Origin of the sequence: Bradyrhizobium sp. HKCCYLS3013, assembly GCF_051167615.1 — a bacterium.
Classification (GTDB): Bacteria; Pseudomonadota; Alphaproteobacteria; order Rhizobiales; family Xanthobacteraceae; genus Bradyrhizobium.
Window position 1 is genome coordinate 161,799 of record NZ_JBNPTK010000014.1, and the last position, 18,742, is coordinate 180,540.

17 protein-coding genes are annotated in these 18,742 nt (G+C 66.7%); 4 read left to right on the forward strand and 13 right to left on the reverse strand.

Features of this window, described 5'->3' with window-relative positions; translation table 11 throughout:
• Complete coding sequence (locus ACQR1F_RS23925) at positions 1-1,002, reverse strand: helix-turn-helix domain-containing protein (RefSeq protein WP_315803868.1); 1,002 nt, start codon at positions 1,000-1,002, stop codon at positions 1-3.
• 243 nt (positions 1,003-1,245) lie between these two features.
• Here ACQR1F_RS23925 and ACQR1F_RS23930 point away from each other — a divergent pair, with 243 nt between their 5' ends.
• Together ACQR1F_RS23930 and ACQR1F_RS23935 are read left to right on the forward strand one after the other, a co-directional pair.
• Entirely contained in the window at positions 1,246-1,668 is a 423-nt protein-coding gene (locus tag ACQR1F_RS23930) for a GFA family protein (protein WP_315803869.1), read from the forward strand.
• A gap of 348 nt (positions 1,669-2,016) precedes the next feature.
• A complete protein-coding gene (locus tag ACQR1F_RS23935; RefSeq protein ID WP_316237989.1) occupies positions 2,017-3,231 on the forward strand; it encodes a helix-turn-helix transcriptional regulator in 1,215 nt (404 codons plus the stop codon).
• Here the strand turns inward: ACQR1F_RS23935 and ACQR1F_RS23940 are convergent.
• From ACQR1F_RS23940 to ACQR1F_RS23965, 6 genes are all read right to left on the reverse strand, one after another.
• Positions 3,228-5,174, reverse strand: a complete 1,947-nt coding sequence (locus ACQR1F_RS23940; RefSeq protein WP_434913983.1) for a tetratricopeptide repeat protein — start codon at positions 5,172-5,174, stop codon at positions 3,228-3,230. The two genes, ACQR1F_RS23935 and ACQR1F_RS23940, sit on opposite strands and share 4 nt — an antisense overlap.
• 69 nt (positions 5,175-5,243) lie before the next feature.
• The gene (locus ACQR1F_RS23945; protein WP_316179114.1) at positions 5,244-5,987 is read right to left on the reverse strand and encodes a di-trans,poly-cis-decaprenylcistransferase; all 744 of its coding nucleotides are present in this window, start codon (positions 5,985-5,987) and stop codon (positions 5,244-5,246) included.
• 38 nt (positions 5,988-6,025) lie between these two features.
• Positions 6,026-6,406: a winged helix-turn-helix domain-containing protein gene (locus ACQR1F_RS23950; RefSeq protein ID WP_315803873.1), complete on the reverse strand. Its 381-nt coding sequence runs from the start codon at positions 6,404-6,406 to the stop codon at positions 6,026-6,028.
• A complete protein-coding gene (locus ACQR1F_RS23955) occupies positions 6,393-7,010 on the reverse strand; it encodes a hypothetical protein (RefSeq protein WP_315715042.1) in 618 nt (205 codons plus the stop codon). Before ACQR1F_RS23955 ends, ACQR1F_RS23950 begins: the two co-directional genes overlap by 14 nt.
• A 146-nt stretch (positions 7,011-7,156) precedes the next feature.
• Complete coding sequence (locus ACQR1F_RS23960) at positions 7,157-7,450, reverse strand: DUF3551 domain-containing protein (protein ID WP_315803874.1); 294 nt, start codon at positions 7,448-7,450, stop codon at positions 7,157-7,159.
• 208 nt (positions 7,451-7,658) lie between these two features.
• Entirely contained in the window at positions 7,659-8,633 is a 975-nt protein-coding gene (locus ACQR1F_RS23965) for a Bug family tripartite tricarboxylate transporter substrate binding protein (RefSeq protein WP_434874633.1), read from the reverse strand.
• Positions 8,634-8,756: 123 nt separating this feature from the next.
• Between ACQR1F_RS23965 and ACQR1F_RS23970 the strand changes: the two genes are divergently transcribed.
• Positions 8,757-9,167, forward strand: coding sequence for a VOC family protein (locus ACQR1F_RS23970; RefSeq protein WP_315803876.1), 411 nt, complete (start codon positions 8,757-8,759; stop codon positions 9,165-9,167).
• Between the two features lie 18 nt (positions 9,168-9,185).
• Here the strand turns inward: ACQR1F_RS23970 and ACQR1F_RS23975 are convergent, their stop codons facing one another.
• Both ACQR1F_RS23975 and ACQR1F_RS23980 read right to left on the reverse strand, forming a co-directional pair.
• Positions 9,186-10,511 (reverse strand): DUF2330 domain-containing protein, encoded by a 1,326-nt coding sequence (locus ACQR1F_RS23975; protein WP_434898923.1) that lies wholly within the window; start codon positions 10,509-10,511, stop codon positions 9,186-9,188.
• Positions 10,508-11,332, reverse strand: a complete 825-nt coding sequence (locus tag ACQR1F_RS23980; protein ID WP_434898924.1) for an RnfABCDGE type electron transport complex subunit D — start codon at positions 11,330-11,332, stop codon at positions 10,508-10,510. The genes ACQR1F_RS23975 and ACQR1F_RS23980 overlap by 4 nt, the downstream gene beginning before the upstream one ends.
• A 155-nt stretch (positions 11,333-11,487) precedes the next feature.
• On the opposite strand from ACQR1F_RS23980, the gene ACQR1F_RS23985 reads away from it, so the two are divergent.
• Positions 11,488-13,062, forward strand: a complete 1,575-nt coding sequence (locus tag ACQR1F_RS23985) for an AMP-binding protein (RefSeq protein ID WP_434898925.1) — start codon at positions 11,488-11,490, stop codon at positions 13,060-13,062.
• Positions 13,063-13,083: 21 nt separating this feature from the next.
• Here the strand turns inward: ACQR1F_RS23985 and ACQR1F_RS23990 are convergent, their stop codons facing one another.
• From ACQR1F_RS23990 to ACQR1F_RS24005, 4 genes are all read right to left on the reverse strand, one after another.
• Positions 13,084-14,385 carry a cytochrome P450 gene (locus tag ACQR1F_RS23990; RefSeq protein ID WP_434898926.1) on the reverse strand — a complete coding sequence of 434 codons (1,302 nt, stop codon included), beginning with the start codon at positions 14,383-14,385 and terminating at the stop codon, positions 13,084-13,086.
• Positions 14,386-14,497: 112 nt separating this feature from the next.
• The gene (locus tag ACQR1F_RS23995) at positions 14,498-15,607 is read right to left on the reverse strand and encodes an HD-GYP domain-containing protein (protein ID WP_434898927.1); all 1,110 of its coding nucleotides are present in this window, start codon (positions 15,605-15,607) and stop codon (positions 14,498-14,500) included.
• 218 nt (positions 15,608-15,825) lie between these two features.
• Entirely contained in the window at positions 15,826-18,108 is a 2,283-nt protein-coding gene (locus ACQR1F_RS24000) for a molybdopterin cofactor-binding domain-containing protein (protein ID WP_434913984.1), read from the reverse strand.
• The gene (locus ACQR1F_RS24005) at positions 18,105-18,593 is read right to left on the reverse strand and encodes a (2Fe-2S)-binding protein (protein WP_315735504.1); all 489 of its coding nucleotides are present in this window, start codon (positions 18,591-18,593) and stop codon (positions 18,105-18,107) included. Before ACQR1F_RS24005 ends, ACQR1F_RS24000 begins: the two co-directional genes overlap by 4 nt.
• Positions 18,594-18,742: the final 149 nt, after the last annotated feature.

Consider the following 18,742-nt stretch of genomic DNA (forward strand, 5'->3'; position numbering starts at 1 on the left):
TCAGGACACGCGCGCGGTCGGCTGCCCGCGGCTGCCTCCGCAATCGCCCCGGACCTCCCGCGGGGTCAGCCCGTACTGGCGTCGGAACGAGCGATTGAAGTGCGAGAGATCGCCGAAGCCGACATCATAGGCGATGCTGGCAATCGCAAGCTGGCCATGGGCCGGGTCGCAGAGCATGCGATGCGCGTTCGCAAGCCGCACGCCGGACAGGAACGCGGAGAAGGTGGTGCCGTCGATCTCGAACAGGCGCTGCACGTAGCGTGGCGTGACGTTCAATTTCGCCGCGATCGTCGCCACCGACATGTCGCGGCGCCGGCTGTTGGCGATGAGGAACGATTTTGCGAGCTTCAGCCGCGCCGCGCGCAATCCTCTCGCGCGCATCGTCTCGGCCAGGTCGGCGGCCGGCCCGATCGACAGCGCGAGCAGGTCCTGGACGTGGCGTACCGACAGATTGAGCAGTTGCGCATCGATCGCGCCGCTGCTGGCCATGAGCCAGCCCGCATAATGGTCGAGCAGCTGCAATGCGCCGCGATCGACCGGCATCGGCCGCATCAAGGCATCCGCGATGCTGACATCCGCGGCTTCGACCATCACGCGCGGCATCAGCAGCGTGAACGATCGACCATTGCTGGTGCGATGGAACGCGCTCGCATCGGCGCCGCTGAGGATCGCCGCCTCGCCTTCGCGCAGCTCGCGGATCTGCCCGGCGGACTCGACGAACGCGGTTCCCTGGCGATTGATCGCGAGGATCACATTGTCCGCACCGTCGGCAAGATAGCGGCCGGACCGCGAGATGCGCGCCGGCGTGGCCCAGGCATCGAGCAGTTGCAGCCCTGGCAGGGTCAGGGCCCGATTGCGCGCCTTGAACGCGAGATCCGGCGCGGGCTCGAAATCGACACGCAGCATGACCTGGCCGTAGTGTTCGCGCCAGAACGCCGCGCGCTCCGGTTCCGGAATGTTGTCGGTCGAGAATTCGACGATGCGCGAATTGAAACCTGACATGCGATCACCCGAGACAATCCGAAACTGAAACCTGGAGCCGCGCGCTCCATCCAAGGCGGAATCGATAGCGTCATCGCCGCAAACGCGGCGTCCTCCGATCAGAGGATGTCGCCTGTCGGAGGATGGCCGAATGTGAACTGGGTCACGCGCGGTCGTGCCAGCCCTGCCGATCGTCGCCGCGCGCCAAGACACAGGGCTTCGGGAGTGATGCCGTCTGCGGCCTTACAACCAACGAGGACGAGGATGACACTCACTGGACGATGTTTTTGCGGAGCGGTCGAAGTCGAGGTGTCCGGGGCGCCAGAGGCGATGGGCTATTGTCACTGCCGGTCGTGCCGCTCGTGGTCGGGCGGCCCTGTCAACGCCTTCAGCCTGTGGAAGCCGGACGCGGTCAGGATCGCAGCCGGCACCGAGCACGTGGCGATGTTCCAGAAGACGCCGTTGAGCCAGCGGCAGTACTGCGCCAAATGCGGTGGACATTTGATGACCACTCATCCGCCGCTCGGGCTGGTCGACGTGTTCGCGGCAACGCTTCCGGATCTCGATTTCAAGCCGGCCGTGCACGTGAACTATGCCGAGACCGTGCTGCCGATGCGCGACGGCCTGCCGAAGCTGAAGGACTTTCCGCGCGAGTTCGGCGGCTCGGGCGACGCCGTCGCTGAGTAGCCTGGCGATGCCGAGCCCCGGAGCATGACAGGCTCCGGGGCTCGGCCGGCGTCCTTCTCATATCTCATCAGTCGAGCAGATGCCGATGATCGTGGATCAATCGGCGCGCGGTGCACAACCGCGACTCCTGAAGCGCGGCGAGCACGGCCCGCGCCATCCGGCGCATCCGACGTCGAATTCTGTGCGACTGTCGCCGCACGCGCGGCACAGGGATCCTCATCACTCATCTCCGGCCAAGTGAAGCTCCGATCGTGCGCCACTCCTCAGCCGACGGCCTGGGCAGGCCTGCCAATCTCGCGGCTTCGCGCGACCGTTGCGCGATGAACCTCACGCGCCGCATGCCGACCCATGAAGGGGAATATCGTCCACGCGCCCGGGTTGATTATTCAGACCGGCGCACCCTTTCCCGGTCATGGCAGCGAGGTCACCGTGCAGAGCGAGTTCTATTCGCGGGCGTTGGACGCCATCTATCAGGGCTTTGCGGAACCGGATGGCATCACGGACGCACTGGATTGCGTCCGGGAACTGACGAGGTCCGAGGGTGCCACCTTCGAGGTCATCGACCCGATCGTCCGGCAGCCCCTGACCTTTCACAGCAGCGGTGTTGCTGCGGCCGAGGGCGACGACTACCTCGCCTACTTCGCGCCCCGCAATCCGCGCCTGCGCATGGCGCTGAACCAACAGCGCGGCGAACTGGCCTGGGACTATCAGGTCATGGACGAGAGCGCCATGAACCGCGATCCGTTCTATGCAGAGTTCCTGCCGCGCGCCGGGCTTCGCTATTTCCTCTCAGCGGTGCTGGAGCGGTCGCCGCAGCGGATGGTCGCCCTGACCCTGCAGCGAACGCCGCGGCAGGGCCATGTCGGCAAGGCCGACATCGCCCTGATGCACCGCCTCACGCCCCATCTGCAGCGCGCACTTAGAATGCGAAACAGCCTCGTCACAGCCTATGGCAACGATATCGGCACGACCGCACTCGATGTGCTGAAGGACGGCGTCGCACTGCTCGATCCGAGAGGCGAGATCGTCTACCTCAATCCGAGCCTGCAAGCCATCTCGGCAGACGGCGCCATGTTCCGGATCGAGAGGCGCGGCATCGTCTTCGCCTCGGCCGATCTGCGCAATCGCTATGCGCGCGCGCTCAGCGCGGCGACGCGTACCGACGGCCTGATCGGCACGGATGCCGCGCTCGATTTCCTGGCGCCGCGTCCAGGCGGCTTGCCGCCTTGCACGATATCGCTGCGCTCCCTGCACAAACGACACCCTCGTTCGGATTGGCCCGCTGCGATGGTGGTGATGCTGGTGCGTGATCCGATGCGGGACAGCCCGGCGGCGCATCTGCTTCAGGACCTTCATGGTCTGACCAGGGCGGAGGCGCAACTGGCCTGTGCGCTGAGTACCGGCATGACTGCGGTCGAATATGCCGCGCATCGCGGCATCAAGGTCACGACGGTCTACACGCATCTCAAGCGCACCCGGGAGAAGACGGGATGGCGCAGCGTCGCCGAGCTGACGCGGCGCATCCACGAAATCTCGATCGGTCTGCTGAATGCCGATCCTTAAGTCGCGGAAAACGCCGCGACCTGCTGCGCCAGCGCATCGCGCACGCGCACGACGACGTCGGCATAGTCACGTCGCGCGTCCTGGCGGAACAGCCGCACGCTCGGATACCAGGGACTGTCGTCACGGCCGAGCAGCCAGCGATAGTCCGGCGTGAAGGGCAGCATGATCCAGGTCGGCTTGCCCAGCGCGCCGGCCAGATGCGCCACGCTGGTATCGACGGTGAGGACGAGGTCGAGACTGTCGATCAGCGCAGCCGTGTCGACGAAGTCACGGATGTCGGCGGTGAGATCGAGAATGTCGTCGCGCGCGGCGAGCGCGGCCTTGTCGGACGGCCGCGGCTCCTTCTGCAGACTGACGAACCGCGCCCCAATCTCGAGCAGCGGCGCGAGCGCCAGCAGCGGAATCGAACGGTTGTGATCGTTGAGATGCGCGGGGTTGCCGGACCAGACGAGCCCGACCCGCAAGCGGTCATGCGGACCTAATCGCTGCTCCCAGATCGCCCGGCGCGCCTCGGGAGGGCGCGGCAGATAGCACGGCGCGGCAGGGATGGTGTCGAGCCGGGTGGCGAAGGCGAGCGGCAGGCTCGACAGCGGGCAGTGATAGTCGATGGAAGGCAGCGCATCGATGCCGCGGGCAAGGCACTGCGCCACGCCATCCAGGCCGGACAACAGCGGCTGCAGCGGCGCGTCGACCTCGAGCACCACGCGCGCGCCCTGCGCCGCCACCAGGGTGGCGTAGCGCGAAAACTGGATGGTGTCGCCGAGCCCCTCGTCGCTGTGCAGCAGGATCGTTTTGCCGGCCAGCGGCGCATCGGCAAGCCACAGCGGCGCCTCGAAGCTGCGCTCGACGAAGCCGACGGCGCGACATTTGCGTCCCCATTCGCGCGCCGCCCAGCCACGGGCGAAGTCGCCGGTCAGCAGCCGGAACAGCGCCGCGTTCCAATGCGCATCGGCGAGGTCCGGCTTCAGCGCGACGGCGCGATCGAAGCTGTCGAACGCCTCGGCGAAACGATGCAATTCGGCCAGCGACGTGCCGCGATGATTATGGAAATCCGCGGTCTGCGGCCGGAGCGCGATCGCCTTGTCGAACATGGCGACGGCGTCATCGTGACGGCCGAGGTTCTGCAGGATGCAGCCATAGCCATTGGCGACGTCGGGATCGTCAGGCGCCAGCGCCTGCGCACGGCGGCCGAACGTCTCGGCTTCCTGGTAGCGGCGCAGCCGCCGCAGCGCGATTCCCTTCAGATACAGCACGCCCGCCTGATCGGGCATCAGCCCCAGCGACTGCCCAAAGCGCGTGATGGCCTGCTCATAGTGACCGGCATCGAAATGCAGCGCGCCGGCCTTGTTGGCCGCCTCGAGGCGGTCAGGCCTGAGCTGCGCCACCTGATCGAAGGCCAGGGCCGCCTCGTCGCGCCGCCCCTGCGCTTCCAGCACCTCGCCGAGACGAAACCAGGTCGCGGCGCGATCGGGCGCGAGCTGCAGCAGCCGATCGCAGGCCAGCGCCGCCTCGGCGTGCCGCTGCCTCAGTTGCAGCAGTTCGCCAAGCGCATCCCAGCTCTCGATCGCATCCGGCTGCAGCTGCAGCGCGCGATCGTAAGCCTTGATCGCTTCATCGGTGCGGCCGGCGAGCCGCAGCGCCTGCGCAAGGCCGACGAAGGACTCCGCGGCCGACATGTCCTGCCGAACGGCGCGGGCGAACCACTCAATCGCATCATCGGCGCGCTTGAGCGCCAGGCAGACCTGTCCCATCGCACGCAGCGCGTCGAGCGAGGCTGCGTCCAGCGTCAGCGCGCGGCGGCACGCATCCTCGGCCTGCGAGAGCTGTCCGGCGCGCAGCAGCCGCAAGGCCGCGGCACACAGCGCATCAGGCGTATCGCTGTGGCCCATCGATCCGGATTTGGCCGGGGGCTTGCCGGCGGACCGGCGCGGCTTGTGCTTCATCAGGGGATCTCTGCGCTCGTGCTGCAAGCGGTAGATGATTCCCCGATGCGCGGAAAGATTGCGTCGTCGTCAGGCGACCGGCGCCGGTGCCAGCGGCGCCGCCTCGAGGCCGCCGAAGCGGCGCTCGCGGCCGCGGAAGGAGGCGAGCGCCTGGGCCAGATCGGCGGCATCGAAATCGGGCCACATGCGCTGGGTGAAATGCAGCTCGGCATAGGCACCTTCCCAGAGCAGGAAGTCGGACAGGCGCTGCTCGCCGGAGGTGCGGATGATCAGGTCGACGTCGCGCAAGCCGGCTTGGCCGGTCACGAGGTCGGAGAACGCCGCACGCGTCAGGCCGTCGATGTCGCGGGCCTTCGCCGCCGCCGCGAGGATGGCGTCGCGCGCCGAATAGTCGACGGCGATGCGCAGATGCAGGGTGCTGCCGTCGCGGGTGGCCGCTTCGGCCCGGCCGATCGCGTCGGCGATGCCGCCGGGCAGCCGGTCGCGACGGCCGATCACGGTGAGGCGGACGCCATTGCGCACCAGCGCCTCCACCTCGCTGGCGAGATAGATCCGCAGCAGCGCCATCAGGGCTGCGACCTCGGCCCGCGGGCGTCGCCAATTGTCGCTGGAGAACGCATACAGCGTCAGCGTGCCGATGCCCTGGTCGGGCGCGGCTTCGACGACGCGCCGAATCGCCTCGACGCCCGCCTCGTGCCCGCGCAGCCGCGACAGGCCCTTGCGCGTCGCCCAGCGGCCATTGCCATCCATGATGATGCCAACATGCAGGCCATCCACCACAGCAGGCGATTGAGGTTGCAGACTACTTTGCATTGCAAAGCTCCAGGTCAAAAATAAACGCGATGCGAGAGTCAGACGCGGCCCGGGATCAGGCCGGCCGACGATGGCGTGTGCTCCTTGCCGGCAGCGGCCGCGGCGTCGCGGACGAGGCGCTCAAGCACGGCGAGATAGTCGAGGAAGCGGCGGCGTCCCGCCTTCGTCAGCCGGCAGGTGGTATGCGGGCGATTGCCCTCATAGCCCTTGGTGACCTCGACGAGACCGGCCTCCTGCAGCACCTGCAGATGCCGCGACAGATTGCCGTCGGTCAGCCCGCAGAGCTGCTTGAGGTCGGCAAAGGCGAGACCCTTCGGGTGCGCCATCAGCGAGGTGAGCAGGCCGAGCCTTGCCTTCTCGTGGATGACGCGATCGAGGCCGTCATAGGAGAACGGCGCGCTGCCATCAGTCTTCGACATCGGACTCTCCGGTCGCAAAATACAGAATGCCCGCCATCAGCCCCTGTCCGATCGCGAACGGAAGCCCCATCGTCCACGGCGACAGCGCATGCGTGGCGCTGCCGACCAGCAACACGGCGAAGCCGGCCATGAAATAGAACGCCCCGGCAAGCGCCACCGTGCGCGGCAGCGAGCGCACCGACGCGAACACGCCGAGCGACATCAGGATCTGCCACAGGCCCGGCAGCATCCACAGCGCCTCCGGCGCGAACTTCCACAACAGCACCGCGAGCAGCACGCCGGCGATGCCCGCTGGCAGGAACTGCTCGACCGCCTGATGGATCATCGCATCTGCAAGGCCGGAATGATGCCGGCGCGATCGCGCCCGCATCTCGAACCAGATCATGGTCAGCGACACGCAGGCTGCCGCCGCCCATCCGAGCAGGAACGTCCACGCGTCGGCCGTCGGGTCGCGCAGAAACAGCTGCTGAAGCAGCGCAGTGACCAGCGCGACGGCCGAGGTCGCGGCCATCGTCGCCGGCCCGTAGCCGCGAAATGCCGTGCCCGCCGCAAGCTGGCTGCGGATCGCGATGATGTCCGCCAGCGCCTTATCGAGATCGCGCATGTCTCACCTGAAGCCGGTGACCGGCTCGTTTAACTTTGCAGTACAAAGTATATACGAACGCAAAGTCGATGCAAGCCCGCGCGATCCCGGAAGCGCGCCTGCGTCAGCCGATCGGTCGCGCACGCCGACCCGCTCGGTCGAGGGTGTCAGTAATACTGATAGCGGTGCACGCGGCGCGGCGGCGGCATATCGACATAGACCGAGGGGCGGCGGCGGGCAGGATCGAACGCGACGCGCGGATTGATGCCGCAGCCTGCATTGCGCCCGGAGGCACTCGCCCGGCATTGCTCGAAGGTCTGGTAGGAGCAGTCACCGGGGTAACCGACGCCTCGGCCCTGCACACACCAGGGATAGTCGTAACCGCCTGCGGAGGCCGGCGCGATACCGCCACCAAGTGCAACGCCGACGAGGCCGGCTGCCATCATCATAACCTTGCGCATGATCTGTTCCTCTTCTGGCCGGAGGGTTGCACCACACCGGCATGGTCAAAAAACGACAAATCGGCGGAACGGATCACCAACCAAGGCTGTGACGTGTCGCCTGCGCGGCACGTCACCTTCAGCCCTCGACACCCGTCTGGCGGGCTGGCGCCTCATCGAAGACCTGCCGCGGCGCGCGGCCCGGCGATCGCGGCGTCGCCTACTCGTCTCATTCGACCTTCAGGCCGGCGAACTCGACGACCTTCTTCCACTTCTCGGTCTCGGCGACGATCTGGGCGCCGAACTGCTCCGGCGACTGGATCAGCGGCTCGCCGCCGAGATCGACGAGACGGGTCTTGATCTCGGGCTCGGCCAGGATGGTGTTGACCTGCTTGTTGAGCTTCTCGATGATCTCCTTCGGCGTGTTCTTCGGCGCGCCGATACCGAACAGCGCGCTCGCCTCGTAACCGGGTACGGTCTCGGCGACGGCCTGGACGTCCGGCAATTGCGGTGAGCGCTGCTGGGTGGTGACGCCGAGCGCCCGCAACGAGCCGGAGCGGATGTGCTGGATGATGGAGGGCATGTTGTCGAAGATGACCTGCACCTGGCCGCCGAGCATGTCGGTGATCGCCGGCGCCGCGCCGCGATAGGGCACGTGCTGCATCTTGGTTCCGGTCATCGCCATGAACATCTCGCCCGACAGATGCACCGAGGTGCCGTTGCCGGACGAGGCCATGTTCACCTTGCCGGGGTTCGCCTTGAGATAGGCGATGAACTCGGCGACGGTCTTGGCCTCGATGTCCTTGTTGACGGTCATCACGTTGGGGACGCGGTTGAACGAGGCCACCGGCGCGATATCGCGGACGAAGTTGAATTTAAGATTGGTGTAGAGGCTGGCATTGATGTAGTTGGCCGGATTGACCAGCAACACGGTGTAGCCGTCCGCCGCCGCGTTCACCACGGCATCGGTGCCGATATTGTTGCCGGCTCCCGGCTTGTTCTCGACGATGAACTGCTGACCGAGCGTCTCGGACAGCCGCTGGCCGATCAGCCGCGCCAGGATGTCGGTCGCGCCGCCCGGAGGATACCCCACCACGAAGCGGACGGGACGGGTGGGATAGTCGGCCGCGGAGGCGTTGCGAACAGCAGCGATGGACGGGACGGCGGAGGCGATCAGACCAAGCGCGGTACGACGTGAAATCATGCGTTTCCTCAGGCATTATCGTTGGGCGGCGGTCAACGAGCCGCCAGGATCTATTGTAACATCGATTGTAACAGAGTGCCGCGATGGCGGCGAGATCGATGTCCCATCAGGAGGGAAGAGCCCATGCCGGTCAAGGTCGATGCGCTCGATCATCTGGTCATCAATGTCGCCGACGTCGAGCGCACGACGGCGTGGTATCAAGCAGTGCTGGGCATGACGGTCCAGGTGTTCGATCCCGGACAAGGCAAGGCGAGGCGCACGTCGCTGCTGTTCGGGAACCAGAAGATCAACGTGCGACCGAAGGACGCGGACAAGGTCGACTGGTTCACGGCCGACCACGTCGTGGCCGGCAGCGACGACCTCTGCTTCCTCACCACCAGCACCCCCGACGAGGTTGTCGCGCATCTCAGGGCGCTCGGCGTCGCCATCGAGGAAGGCCCGGTCGCCAAGCAGGGCGCGCGCGGCACCCTGCGCTCGGTGTATTGCCGCGACCCCGACGGCAGCCTGATCGAGATCTCGTCGTATCAGGATTGAGCCGGGGCCACGCCGAGGTCATTGCCTCGCGGTCTCGCCGCTCTTCTCCATTTTGGCGGCGATCTCGCTGCGCGACCATCCGGTCAGTTGCGCGAGATCCGTCGCCTCCCTGGCGAAGCGTGCGGCGAGATTGTCCTGGTAGGTCTTCGCCGCTGGACAGGACGCCTCGCCCCGCCAGGGGTGGTGCTGGACATAGCGGCCCTGAAAATTGCTGCGGTCCTTGGTCTCGATGAACACGATGTCCTCGGGGAACGTCTTGGCATCGTAGCGCACGTGCAGCCGGGTCGCGTAGGCATCGGAGCCGCCACGGCGCGTGGTGCGGAACGAGGCGTCATCGTCGCTGCCGATCCAGCGCGCGCCGAGCTCGACCAGCTCCCTGTTGCTCATCGGATCGGCGGCGCAGGGGTCGCACCATCCCATGTCCCAGGCATATTCGACGAACACCGCCTGCATGTTCTCACGCGCGACGGCGCGCTCGAACAGCGCCTTGTAGAACGGCCCGAACTCGTCCTTCACATAGAGCGGGACATCGATGTCGGATGGGATCTTCACCGTGCGATAATTGGCCGCCTCGATGCGGCCGCTCCTCGTCAGGGCATAGATGATGAGGTCCTGCGGTCCCCTGGCATTGACCGTGCCGAGCCGCAGCGGCACCATGAACTTGGCGCTCCGGTAGCGTACCTGCAGGGGCCGGAGCTGGCCGTTCCCCAGTCCCTTCATCCGCTCGACATTGACCTTGGCGACGAAGAACCGCATGCCCTGCCTGATGTAGCTGCCGAGCACGGACTCCGCGCCCGCCGGGATGCGATAGTCGTTGTCGGTCAGCCAGCGGGTCAGGCCGTCGCTCTCCTGCGCCGACAGGATCAGCACGTCGTATTCAGCGACGTCGTAGCTGGCCTCGACGGTGACGCCATAGTTCCGCCGGGCCATCTCGTAGACGGCGCCTGCCATCATTGGCGCCGCGGACATGACCCGCGCCGCAACGACGACCGGCGCGCAAGGGTCGACATCATGATATTCAACCAGCCGCGGCGCGGTGTATTTGTCGAGATGATCGATCGTCTTCGGCTCGACCACGCCGATCTGCTTGCGCTCGATGAAGGTCGGCACGGGAACGACGACCGCGAACTCCTTCACGTCGCCCTCGAAGTCGCTGGCCATCGTGATCGCGGTCTGCTCGCCGTCGCGGGCCAGCACGACCTTCGACGACTGGTTGAACAGTTTTGCATCCGCCTGGGCGACATAGAAGCCGCAGAAGGCATTCGCCGGCGCCATCGCCGCGTTGGCCAGGATCGCGGTAGCCGCGACGCCGGTGCGGAAGAGCTTGTTGTCACGCGGGGTCATGTCGACACTCCTTCGGGAACGGATGAACGCCAGGAAAAGCGGGTCTCAGGGACGAGCCGATCGAGCAGCAGCGTGAGCGGCGACAGCGCGATCAGCGCCACATAGAGCGCCGGCCGCATCTGCAGGGCGAAGGTGAGGTAGTGCGCCGCGACCGCAACGCTCAGCGCGAACAGCAGCCGGCCGACGCGCGAGTCCGGCGAGGTGCGCGGGTCGGAGATCATGAAGAAGGTGAAGATCAGCAGCGAGCCGCTCTGCAGCTGATGCAGCGGAATCGCCAGGGGATCGCCGAGCCAGGCGGCGCGCAGCAGCAGGAGCGCGGCGTGACTTGCGAAGAAATACAGCGCGATATCCACCCGGCGGGACGCGCTGAGCACGAGGATCGCGAAGAAGCCGGCGAGGCTCGCGAACCAGATCTCCGTACCCCATTGGCCCGGCGAGATCCACACGCTCTTGGAGCCGAGCAGCAGCCCCACGATCGCGAGCCCGGCCGGGTTGAACATGTGCTTGCCGTCGATGCGCAGCACGAATTTGGAGCCGATCGCGATCATGGCCGCCGCCGCATGCAGCCACAGCGCATCGGCGCGCAACAGCAGGCTGAGCGAGAGGCCGGTGATCAGCGGCGATTTGAGATCGAGCGGCACGCCGGCGATGCGGCAGCAGGCCACCTGCGTGAGCAGCGCCATGGTGACCGCGATCACGCTCGCTGCGGGACGCGCGCCGAAATCGATCGCGGCGAAATTGATCGCCAGCAGCGTCGCCAATGCCGCGATCTGGAAATAGCGCGCATCGGGCAGCCGCCGTGGTCGTGGCTCGGCCTGCATGCAAACCTCCGGGCGTGTCTTGCCGCGCCATTGGTCGCCCGCAGACGGAGACGGGTTCAATCCCGATTTGATCGCGGCGGCGCGAGGTGGCAAAAGATGACGACAAGAACGAAGCGGCCGGAGACAGGCCGTACTCAAGAATGGCGGGAGCGAAGATGAACGGAACGACGATGGCAGCGGGCACGGTGACGCCGTTCGACGGCATGGACGTGCCCTGGCTGTTGAAGCTGCGCAGCGAGACCCGGCGCGACCATCCGTTCCTGATCTCCGCCCCGTTCGATGCGCCGGCGCGCCGCTGGACCTATGGCGCCTTTCACGACCGTGTCGGCGCCTTGGCCGCAGGGCTGGTCAAGCGCGGCGTCCGGCCTGGCGATGCCGTGCTGATCCATCTCGACAATTGCGTCGAGGCGATGCTCGCCTGGTTCGCCTGTGTCGAACTCGGCGCACTAGCTGTCACGACCAACACGCGCTCGGCAGCCGCCGAAATGAGCTACTTCGCCGAGCACTGTCGCGCGGTGGCGGCGATCACCCAGCCGGCCTATGCCGAGATGATCGCGGCGCATTGCCGCGGTCTCAAGTGGATGGCCGTGATCTCGCACGATCCCGGTCAGGCGGAGGCGCCGGCCGTGGGACGCGGCGAGCGCTTCGAAGCGCTGTTTGCCGACAGTGCCGACCGGCCGCGGCGGCCGGCCGACCCGCTGGCGCCTTGCAGCGTGCAATACACCTCGGGCACGACGTCGCGGCCGAAGGCGGTGCTGTGGACGCATGCCAACGCGCTATGGGGCGCCAAGGTCAATGCCGTGCACGAGGACCTGCATCAGGGCGACGTGCACCAGACCTATCTGCCGCTGTTCCACACCAACGCGCTGGCCTATTCGATGCTGGCCACGCTCTGGGTCGGCGCGACCTGCGTGATCCAGCCGCGCTTCTCCGCGAGCCGCTTCTGGAGCGTCGCGCTCGAGCATGGCTGCACCTGGACCTCGACCATCCCGTTCTGCATGAAGGCGCTGCTCGACCAGGAGGTGCCGAAGCATCACAAGTTCCGGCTGTGGGGCACGGCGGTATCCGAGCCGCCTGCGTTTGCCAGGTTCGGCATCAAGATCATCGGCTGGTGGGGCATGACCGAGACCATCACCCACGGCATCGTCGGCGAGATCGACCAGCCCAACGCGCCGATGTCGATCGGCCGGGCCGCACCGGAATACACCATCCGCATCACCGACGATGACGGCCGGCCGACCGAGGTCGGCGCCACCGGCAACCTCGCCATCAAGGGCGTGCCCGGCCTGTCGCTGTTCGCCGAATATCTCTACAACGCCGAAGCGACCCGCACGAGCTATGATGCCGACGGCTTCTTCCTCACCGGCGACCGCGTCACGCGCCTGGCCGACGGCTTCGTCAAGTTCGGCGATCGCACCAAGGACATGCTCAAGGTCGGCGGCGAGAACGTCGCGGCGTCGGAGATCGAGCAGGTGATCATCACCGTGCCCGGCGTGCGCGAGACCGCCGTCGTCGCCAGGAAGCATCCGATGCTGGACGAGGTGCCGGTCGCGTTCGTGATCCCGCAGCCCGGGATCGCACACGACGAGCTTCCCGAGAAGGTACTGGCCGCCTGCCGCGCCGGGCTCGCCGACTTCAAGGTGCCGCGCGAGGTCAGGCTGGTCGACGAGATGCCGCGCTCGACCCTGGAGAAGGTCGCAAAAGCGGAGCTGCGCAAGCTGCTGGATTGAGGAGGATCGAGCGGCCCGACCTCAAGACATCTCCACGCGGATCGGCAGCTTCTTCGGCCCGTTGACGAAGGTCGCCTGCGTCATCTTCACCGGCCCCGCCGGCGCCAGCGACGCGAGGCGGGGCAGCAACTCCTCGAACAGGATGCGCATCTCGAGCTTCGCGAGATGCTGGCCGAGGCAGAGATGCGCGCCATAGCCGAAGGCGACGTGGCGGTTCGGCCTGCGGTCGCTGCGGAAGGTGTCGGGCTCGTCGAACACGGCTTCGTCGCGATTGCCCGACGCGTAGCACAGCATGAGCCAGTCGCCCTTCGCGATATGGCGGCCGCCGAGCTCGGTGTCGGCGGTGGCGCTGCGCATGAAGTGCTTGACCGGCGTCATCCAGCGGATCGCCTCGTCGACGAGTCCGGGGATTAGCGCGGGATCGGCCTTGACGCGCGCGAATTGTTCGGGGTCTTCCGCCAGCGCCCAGATCGCGCCGGCGGTCGACGACGACGTCGTGTCGTGGCCTGCGGTCGCAACGATCATGTAGTAGCTGGTGCGGTCATGCAGCGGCATGTCCTCGCCATTGATCCTGGCATTGGCGATGACGGTGGCGAGATCGTCGCGCGGATTGGCCCTGCGGTCGTCGGTGATGCGCTGGAAGTAGGCGGCGAAATCCGCGACCACGGCCTGCAGCATGGCCGCGAACACCTCCGCCGACAGCGCCTCGCGCACCCGCGCGGTGTCCGGATCCTGCGGGCCGAACAGCTCCTGCGTGAGCTTGAGCATGCGCGGCTCATCTTCTTCCGGCACGCCGAGGATCTCCATGATCACATGCAGCGGATAGCCGAGCGCGACGTCCGCGACGAAATCGCAGACGCCGCCATTGGCCGCGGCCTTCGCCGCCATGCGGTCGACGGTCGCACGCGCGATCTGGCGAATGCGCGGCTCGAATTTGGCGATGTTGGCCGGCATGAACCAGCCCTGCGTCAGCGCGCGATATTTCGGATGGTCCGGCGCATCCATCTGCACCAGCGAACGCACGAGATTGGGCTGGCCGGTAATCTTGTGAACGCGCTCCAGCACCGCCTTGTTGGTCAGCGTGGTCGCACGGTCGGCATTGTGGAACAGATCGTTCTGACGGCTGATGGCGAGAATGTCAGCGTGCCGCGTCACCACCCAGAACGGATCGAACGCATCGAGCTCGGCCCGCCCGAGCGGGTTGTTGGCGCGCAGCCAGCGATAGGCATCATGGATGCGGTGGTCGGCGTAGCAGGCCGGATCGACCAGCGCGGCGGCGATGGGCCCGGGAATGACCTCGCCGGCCTGTTCGGCTGCGCCCATGCTGCTCCTCCCGCCTTTCATCGATTGGCGGGTAGGATAGTGCGCCTCCGCAGAGATGCACTTGCGTCGAGCAGCTACCGCCGGGCGATGGATGCGCTCTCAGGCGATCGCGTCAATGCGCGCCCATCGCGACCGGGCGAAACGCCTGCAGCAGTTGCTGGTCGAGCTTCGGGCCCATGTTCTCCATGATCTGGAACGCACGGGCATGGGTGAAGGCCGGCCGATAGGCGCGGTGCTCGATCAGCGCGGCGTAGATGTCGACGATCGTGGTGAGGCGCACGATGTCGCTGATCTGCTCGTTGTGCAGCCCGTCAGGGTATCCGGAGCCGTCGAGGAACTCGTGGTGATGCAGGATGACGTCGAGCATCTCCGGCGGGAAGCCGCCCTGCCGCCACAGCGCCTCGTAGCCGCGGCGCGGATGCTGGCGCAGCAGCGCGATCTCCTCCGCCGTCAGCTTGCCCTGCTTGTCGAGGATCGCGACCGGAATGAACGCCTTGCCGACGTCGTGCAGCAGCGCCGCGCGGACCAGCCGGCGCTGATCGTCGTCGCGCATGCCCAGATGAATCGAGAAGCCGACCGCAAGCCCGGTCACGAACAGGCAATGCCGGTAGGTGTCGTTGTGGTGACAGCCGACCACGGTCATCCATTCGCGCAAGGACGAGTGCTTGATCGCCTTCAGGATCTTGTTCTCGGCCGCGACGATGTCCTCCATCGTCAGATGCGCGCCGGCGGGCAGCTTCTCGAAGATCTTGACCATGATGGCCTGCGCGGCCTCGACGCCGCGATTGAGCAGCTTGCCGCGATCGGTCTCGTCATAGCCGTCGTCGGCGGGGAGCGCCGAGCGGATGCGCTGCAGCACATCGGCGGGGCTGAACGGCCGCGCGATGGTGTCGGTGGCGCCGAGCGCCCACGCCTGCATGGTGGCGTGGTGCAGCGCCTCGGCCAGCACGAACAGCCGGGGCACCTCGCTATAGGCGCGCGACGACAGCTTCTTGCGCACCCGCTGCACGCTCTCCGGCGAGCGCAGGTTGATGTCGACGATCACGCCGGAGAAGCGGTTGCCGGGGTTCTCGGGGATTTCGGTGGTCGGCATCATGTCGACGTCGCCGACCGAGCGCAGGATGCGCGCCAGCTCGCTGCTCTGGTCACCGCGATCCGACGCGAGCAGGAGATGGCGCCTGTTCGCGGTCTGGGTCACGGTCTGCTTGGCTGTCGCGCTCATACGGGCTCGCCCCCTGCGGTTTGCTGCTCATGCAAGTTACCGGGATACGGGTTCGTCGCGGCTTAAGCCGATCATTCAAGCTGTATCGTTTCAGGTGAGCGAGAGGTTAAGGGAATTGGTCAAATCGTCCGGCGCGGAGACCTGACCGCAGCGCAAAAAGCAACCGCCGGAGACTGGCTCCGGCGGTTCCCAGATACGGCGCTGGCCGCGCGACGACGCTAGGCCTTCATCGCCGCCTTGACCGCCGCCGACGTGATCGGCAGCGAGCGCAGCCGCGCGCCGCAGGCGTTGTAGATGGCGTTGCCGAGCGCCGGCGCGACCACTGTCACCGCGGGCTCGCCGACGCCGGTTGCCTTCTCGCCATTGGCGATGACGGCGATCGCAACCTCCGGCACCTGGCTCATGCGCAGCGGCGTGTAGCTGTCGAAGTTGGTCTGCTCGATGCCGCCGTCCTTCAACGTCGCCTTCTCGTACATCGCCAGCGACAGCCCCCACAGCGCCGCGCCCTCGACCTGGGCGCGGATGTTGTCGGGATGCACCTGGGTGCCGACGTCGGTCGCCACGGTGAGCTTCTTCACCGTGACCGCGCCGTCGTCAGCCACCGCGACATGGGCGACGCACGCCGTCCAGCTCGCGGTCGCCCGCTCCTGCGACGACACGCAGGACACGCCCATGCCCTCGCCCTTCGGCAGCCTCTTCGCGCCGTAGCCGGACAGGCCCATCGCCGCCAGCAGCGTGTTACGCAGCCGCTGTGCGCCGCCGTCGTTCTTGCCCTTGCCGTCGAGCAGCGCGATGCGGAACTGCGCCGGGTCCTGCCCCGAGGCCACCGCGATCTCGTCGATCATGCTCTCGACCGCCCAGAACGTCCAACCCGGCGCCACAGAGCGGAGCTGCCCGGACGGCGTCGCATTGTGCGCGAGCTCGTTCTTGATCGCGCGCACATGGTGGTTGGGCACGGTGTAGAAGAAGTCGGCGCCGTTGACCGTGAACGAGTCGAGCGGCCCCTTCTTGTCGACCGAGGGCGACAGGAAGTCCGGGATGCCCCAGCGCGCCGTCGGCCAGGCCGAGACGACGTCGTGGCTGAGCGCGATCAGCTTGCCGTTGCTGTCGAGCCCGGCCTTGACCTTCTGGTAGGTGAGCGGCCGCGAGTAGTCCATCGTCATGTCGTTCTCGCGGGAGTAGATCACCTTGACCGGCTTGCCGACGGCCTTCGCCGCCTGCACCGCCGGCACCATCATGTCGGCATCGAGCCTGCGGCCGAAGCCGCCGCCGAGCCAGGCCTGGTGCATCACGACATATTTCGGATCGATCCCGGCAGCACCCGCCGCGATCGCGCCGGAGCGGGTCGCGAACTGATTGCCGGAGTAGATGTGCAGGATATCGCCCTTGAACTCGGCGGTCGCGTTCATCGGCTCCAGCGGCGCATGGATGTTGATGCTGGTGGTGTACTCCGCCTCCAGCACCTTGGCCGCGCCCGACATCGCTGCAATGGGATCGCCATCCTTGACGAAGAACTGCCCGGCATCGTCCTGCGCCTGCAGCCGCATCGCCTCGGTGATGATGGTGTCGGTGCTGACATTGGCGTAGGGGCCTTTGTCGTAGCTGATCTTGAGCGCGTCCGCCGCCTTCCTGGCGTTGGCATAGGTGTTGGCGACCGCCACCACCCAGCCCGAGGTCGAACCGGTCTTGTCGTCGAGCGTCACCGCCTTGATGAAGCCCGGCACCTTCTTGGCCTCGGAATCGTCGACCGCCGTGACCGTGGCGCCGAAACGCACCGGCGGCGTGACGACCTTGCCGTAGACCATGCCCGGCAGCATCGTATCGATGCCATATTTGGCCGTGCCGTTGGTCTTGGAGGGAATGTCGAGCTGCGGCACCGAGACGCCGATCATGGTGTACTGATCGGGCGTCTTGAGCGTCAGCGCCTTCAATTCGTCAGGCGTGAAGCTCTTGGTGATCTTGCCGCTCTTGACGATCTCGGCATAGGTCATCTGCTTCTTCGACTTCGGATGCATGACGACGGAGTCGCGCACCACGAGCTCCTTCGCCGGCACGCCCATCGCGGTCGCAGCCGCCTCGGTGAGCGCGATGCGGCCGGCTGCGCCGGCGCGGCTCATGGCATCGAAGTTCATCATCGTGCTCCAGCTCCCGCCAGTGATCTGGGCGCCGAGCACGGGATCGTTGAACTTCGGATCGTTGGAGGCGAGCTGGACCCGCATGTCCTTCCAGGCGGCGCCGAGCTCCTCGCAAACGATCTGCGCCATGGTGGACGCAATGTGCTGGCCCATGTCGGCCTTGCCGCAGGTCACGGTCACGATGCCGTCCGGCGCAATCGCGTACCACACGCTGGGCTCGAAGTTTGCAGGCGCCGCGGCGGCGAGTGCGCTGTCGGCGAGGCCGGCGTAACCGAGCACGAGGCCGGTCGCGGCGGTGCCGACCAGGAAGGAGCGGCGGCTGAGATCGGGGGCTATCGAAGGCGCTGCTTTCACGTGCTGGTTCATGTCGCCCTCCGGTCGCTGGTGTTCGACGCGGTGCGCATCTCGGACGCGGCGCGCTGGATCGCCTTCTGGATCCGCGAATAGGTCATGCAGCGGCAGAGATTGCCGTCCATATGTGCGACGATCTCCTCCTTGGTCGGGCTCGTGGTCTTGGCGAGCAGCGAGGCCGCCTGCATGATCTGGCCGGACTGGCAGTAGCCGCATTGCGGCACCTGCTCGGCGATCCACGCCTTCTGCAGGGGATGATCGCCCTTCTGCGACAGCCCCTCGATGGTGGTGATCTTCTTGTTCGCGACGTCGCCGACCATGGTCTGGCACGAGCGCACGGCCTCGCCGTTGACATGCACGGTGCAGGCGCCGCACAGCCCGGCGCCGCAGCCGAACTTGGTGCCGGTCATCTGCAACTGCTCGCGGATGACCCATAGCAGCGGCGTATCGTGCGCCGCGTCGACGGACATTGTCCGCCCGTTGATGGTGAGATTGGGCATGTGGTTTCTTCCCCGCCCGGCGTGCGACTTCGCTTACGGCGAAGTTCGGTTTTATCGATTCGCTGGAACCCACCGGATAGATGCCAGCCATCATAAGAATGATCGCGTTGCCACGGCGACGCAACGGGATTTGAGCGCCGGCTTGCGAA

Excerpts from the sequence above, each read along its gene's own strand:
- ACQR1F_RS23940 (WP_434913983.1), bottom strand. The coding sequence starts at position 5,174 with ATGAAGCACAAGCCGCGCCGGTCCGCCGGCAAGCCCCCGGCCAAATCC.
- ACQR1F_RS23955 (WP_315715042.1), bottom strand. The coding sequence starts at position 7,010 with ATGCGCGATCTCGATAAGGCGCTGGCGGACATCATCGCGATCCGCAGC.
- ACQR1F_RS24005 (WP_315735504.1), bottom strand. The coding sequence starts at position 18,593 with ATGCCCAATCTCACCATCAACGGGCGGACAATGTCCGTCGACGCGGCG.
- ACQR1F_RS23925 (WP_315803868.1), bottom strand. The coding sequence starts at position 1,002 with ATGTCAGGTTTCAATTCGCGCATCGTCGAATTCTCGACCGACAACATT.
- ACQR1F_RS23935 (WP_316237989.1), top strand. The coding sequence starts at position 2,017 with ATGAAGGGGAATATCGTCCACGCGCCCGGGTTGATTATTCAGACCGGC.
- ACQR1F_RS24000 (WP_434913984.1), bottom strand. The coding sequence starts at position 18,108 with ATGAACCAGCACGTGAAAGCAGCGCCTTCGATAGCCCCCGATCTCAGC.
- ACQR1F_RS23965 (WP_434874633.1), bottom strand. The coding sequence starts at position 8,633 with ATGATTTCACGTCGTACCGCGCTTGGTCTGATCGCCTCCGCCGTCCCG.
- ACQR1F_RS23970 (WP_315803876.1), top strand. The coding sequence starts at position 8,757 with ATGCCGGTCAAGGTCGATGCGCTCGATCATCTGGTCATCAATGTCGCC.
- ACQR1F_RS23945 (WP_316179114.1), bottom strand. The coding sequence starts at position 5,987 with ATGCAAAGTAGTCTGCAACCTCAATCGCCTGCTGTGGTGGATGGCCTG.
- ACQR1F_RS23990 (WP_434898926.1), bottom strand. The coding sequence starts at position 14,385 with ATGGGCGCAGCCGAACAGGCCGGCGAGGTCATTCCCGGGCCCATCGCC.
- ACQR1F_RS23975 (WP_434898923.1), bottom strand. The coding sequence starts at position 10,511 with ATGACCCCGCGTGACAACAAGCTCTTCCGCACCGGCGTCGCGGCTACC.
- ACQR1F_RS23995 (WP_434898927.1), bottom strand. The coding sequence starts at position 15,607 with ATGAGCGCGACAGCCAAGCAGACCGTGACCCAGACCGCGAACAGGCGC.
- ACQR1F_RS23950 (WP_315803873.1), bottom strand. The coding sequence starts at position 6,406 with ATGTCGAAGACTGATGGCAGCGCGCCGTTCTCCTATGACGGCCTCGAT.
- ACQR1F_RS23930 (WP_315803869.1), top strand. The coding sequence starts at position 1,246 with ATGACACTCACTGGACGATGTTTTTGCGGAGCGGTCGAAGTCGAGGTG.
- ACQR1F_RS23985 (WP_434898925.1), top strand. The coding sequence starts at position 11,488 with ATGAACGGAACGACGATGGCAGCGGGCACGGTGACGCCGTTCGACGGC.
- ACQR1F_RS23960 (WP_315803874.1), bottom strand. The coding sequence starts at position 7,450 with ATGCGCAAGGTTATGATGATGGCAGCCGGCCTCGTCGGCGTTGCACTT.
- ACQR1F_RS23980 (WP_434898924.1), bottom strand. The coding sequence starts at position 11,332 with ATGCAGGCCGAGCCACGACCACGGCGGCTGCCCGATGCGCGCTATTTC.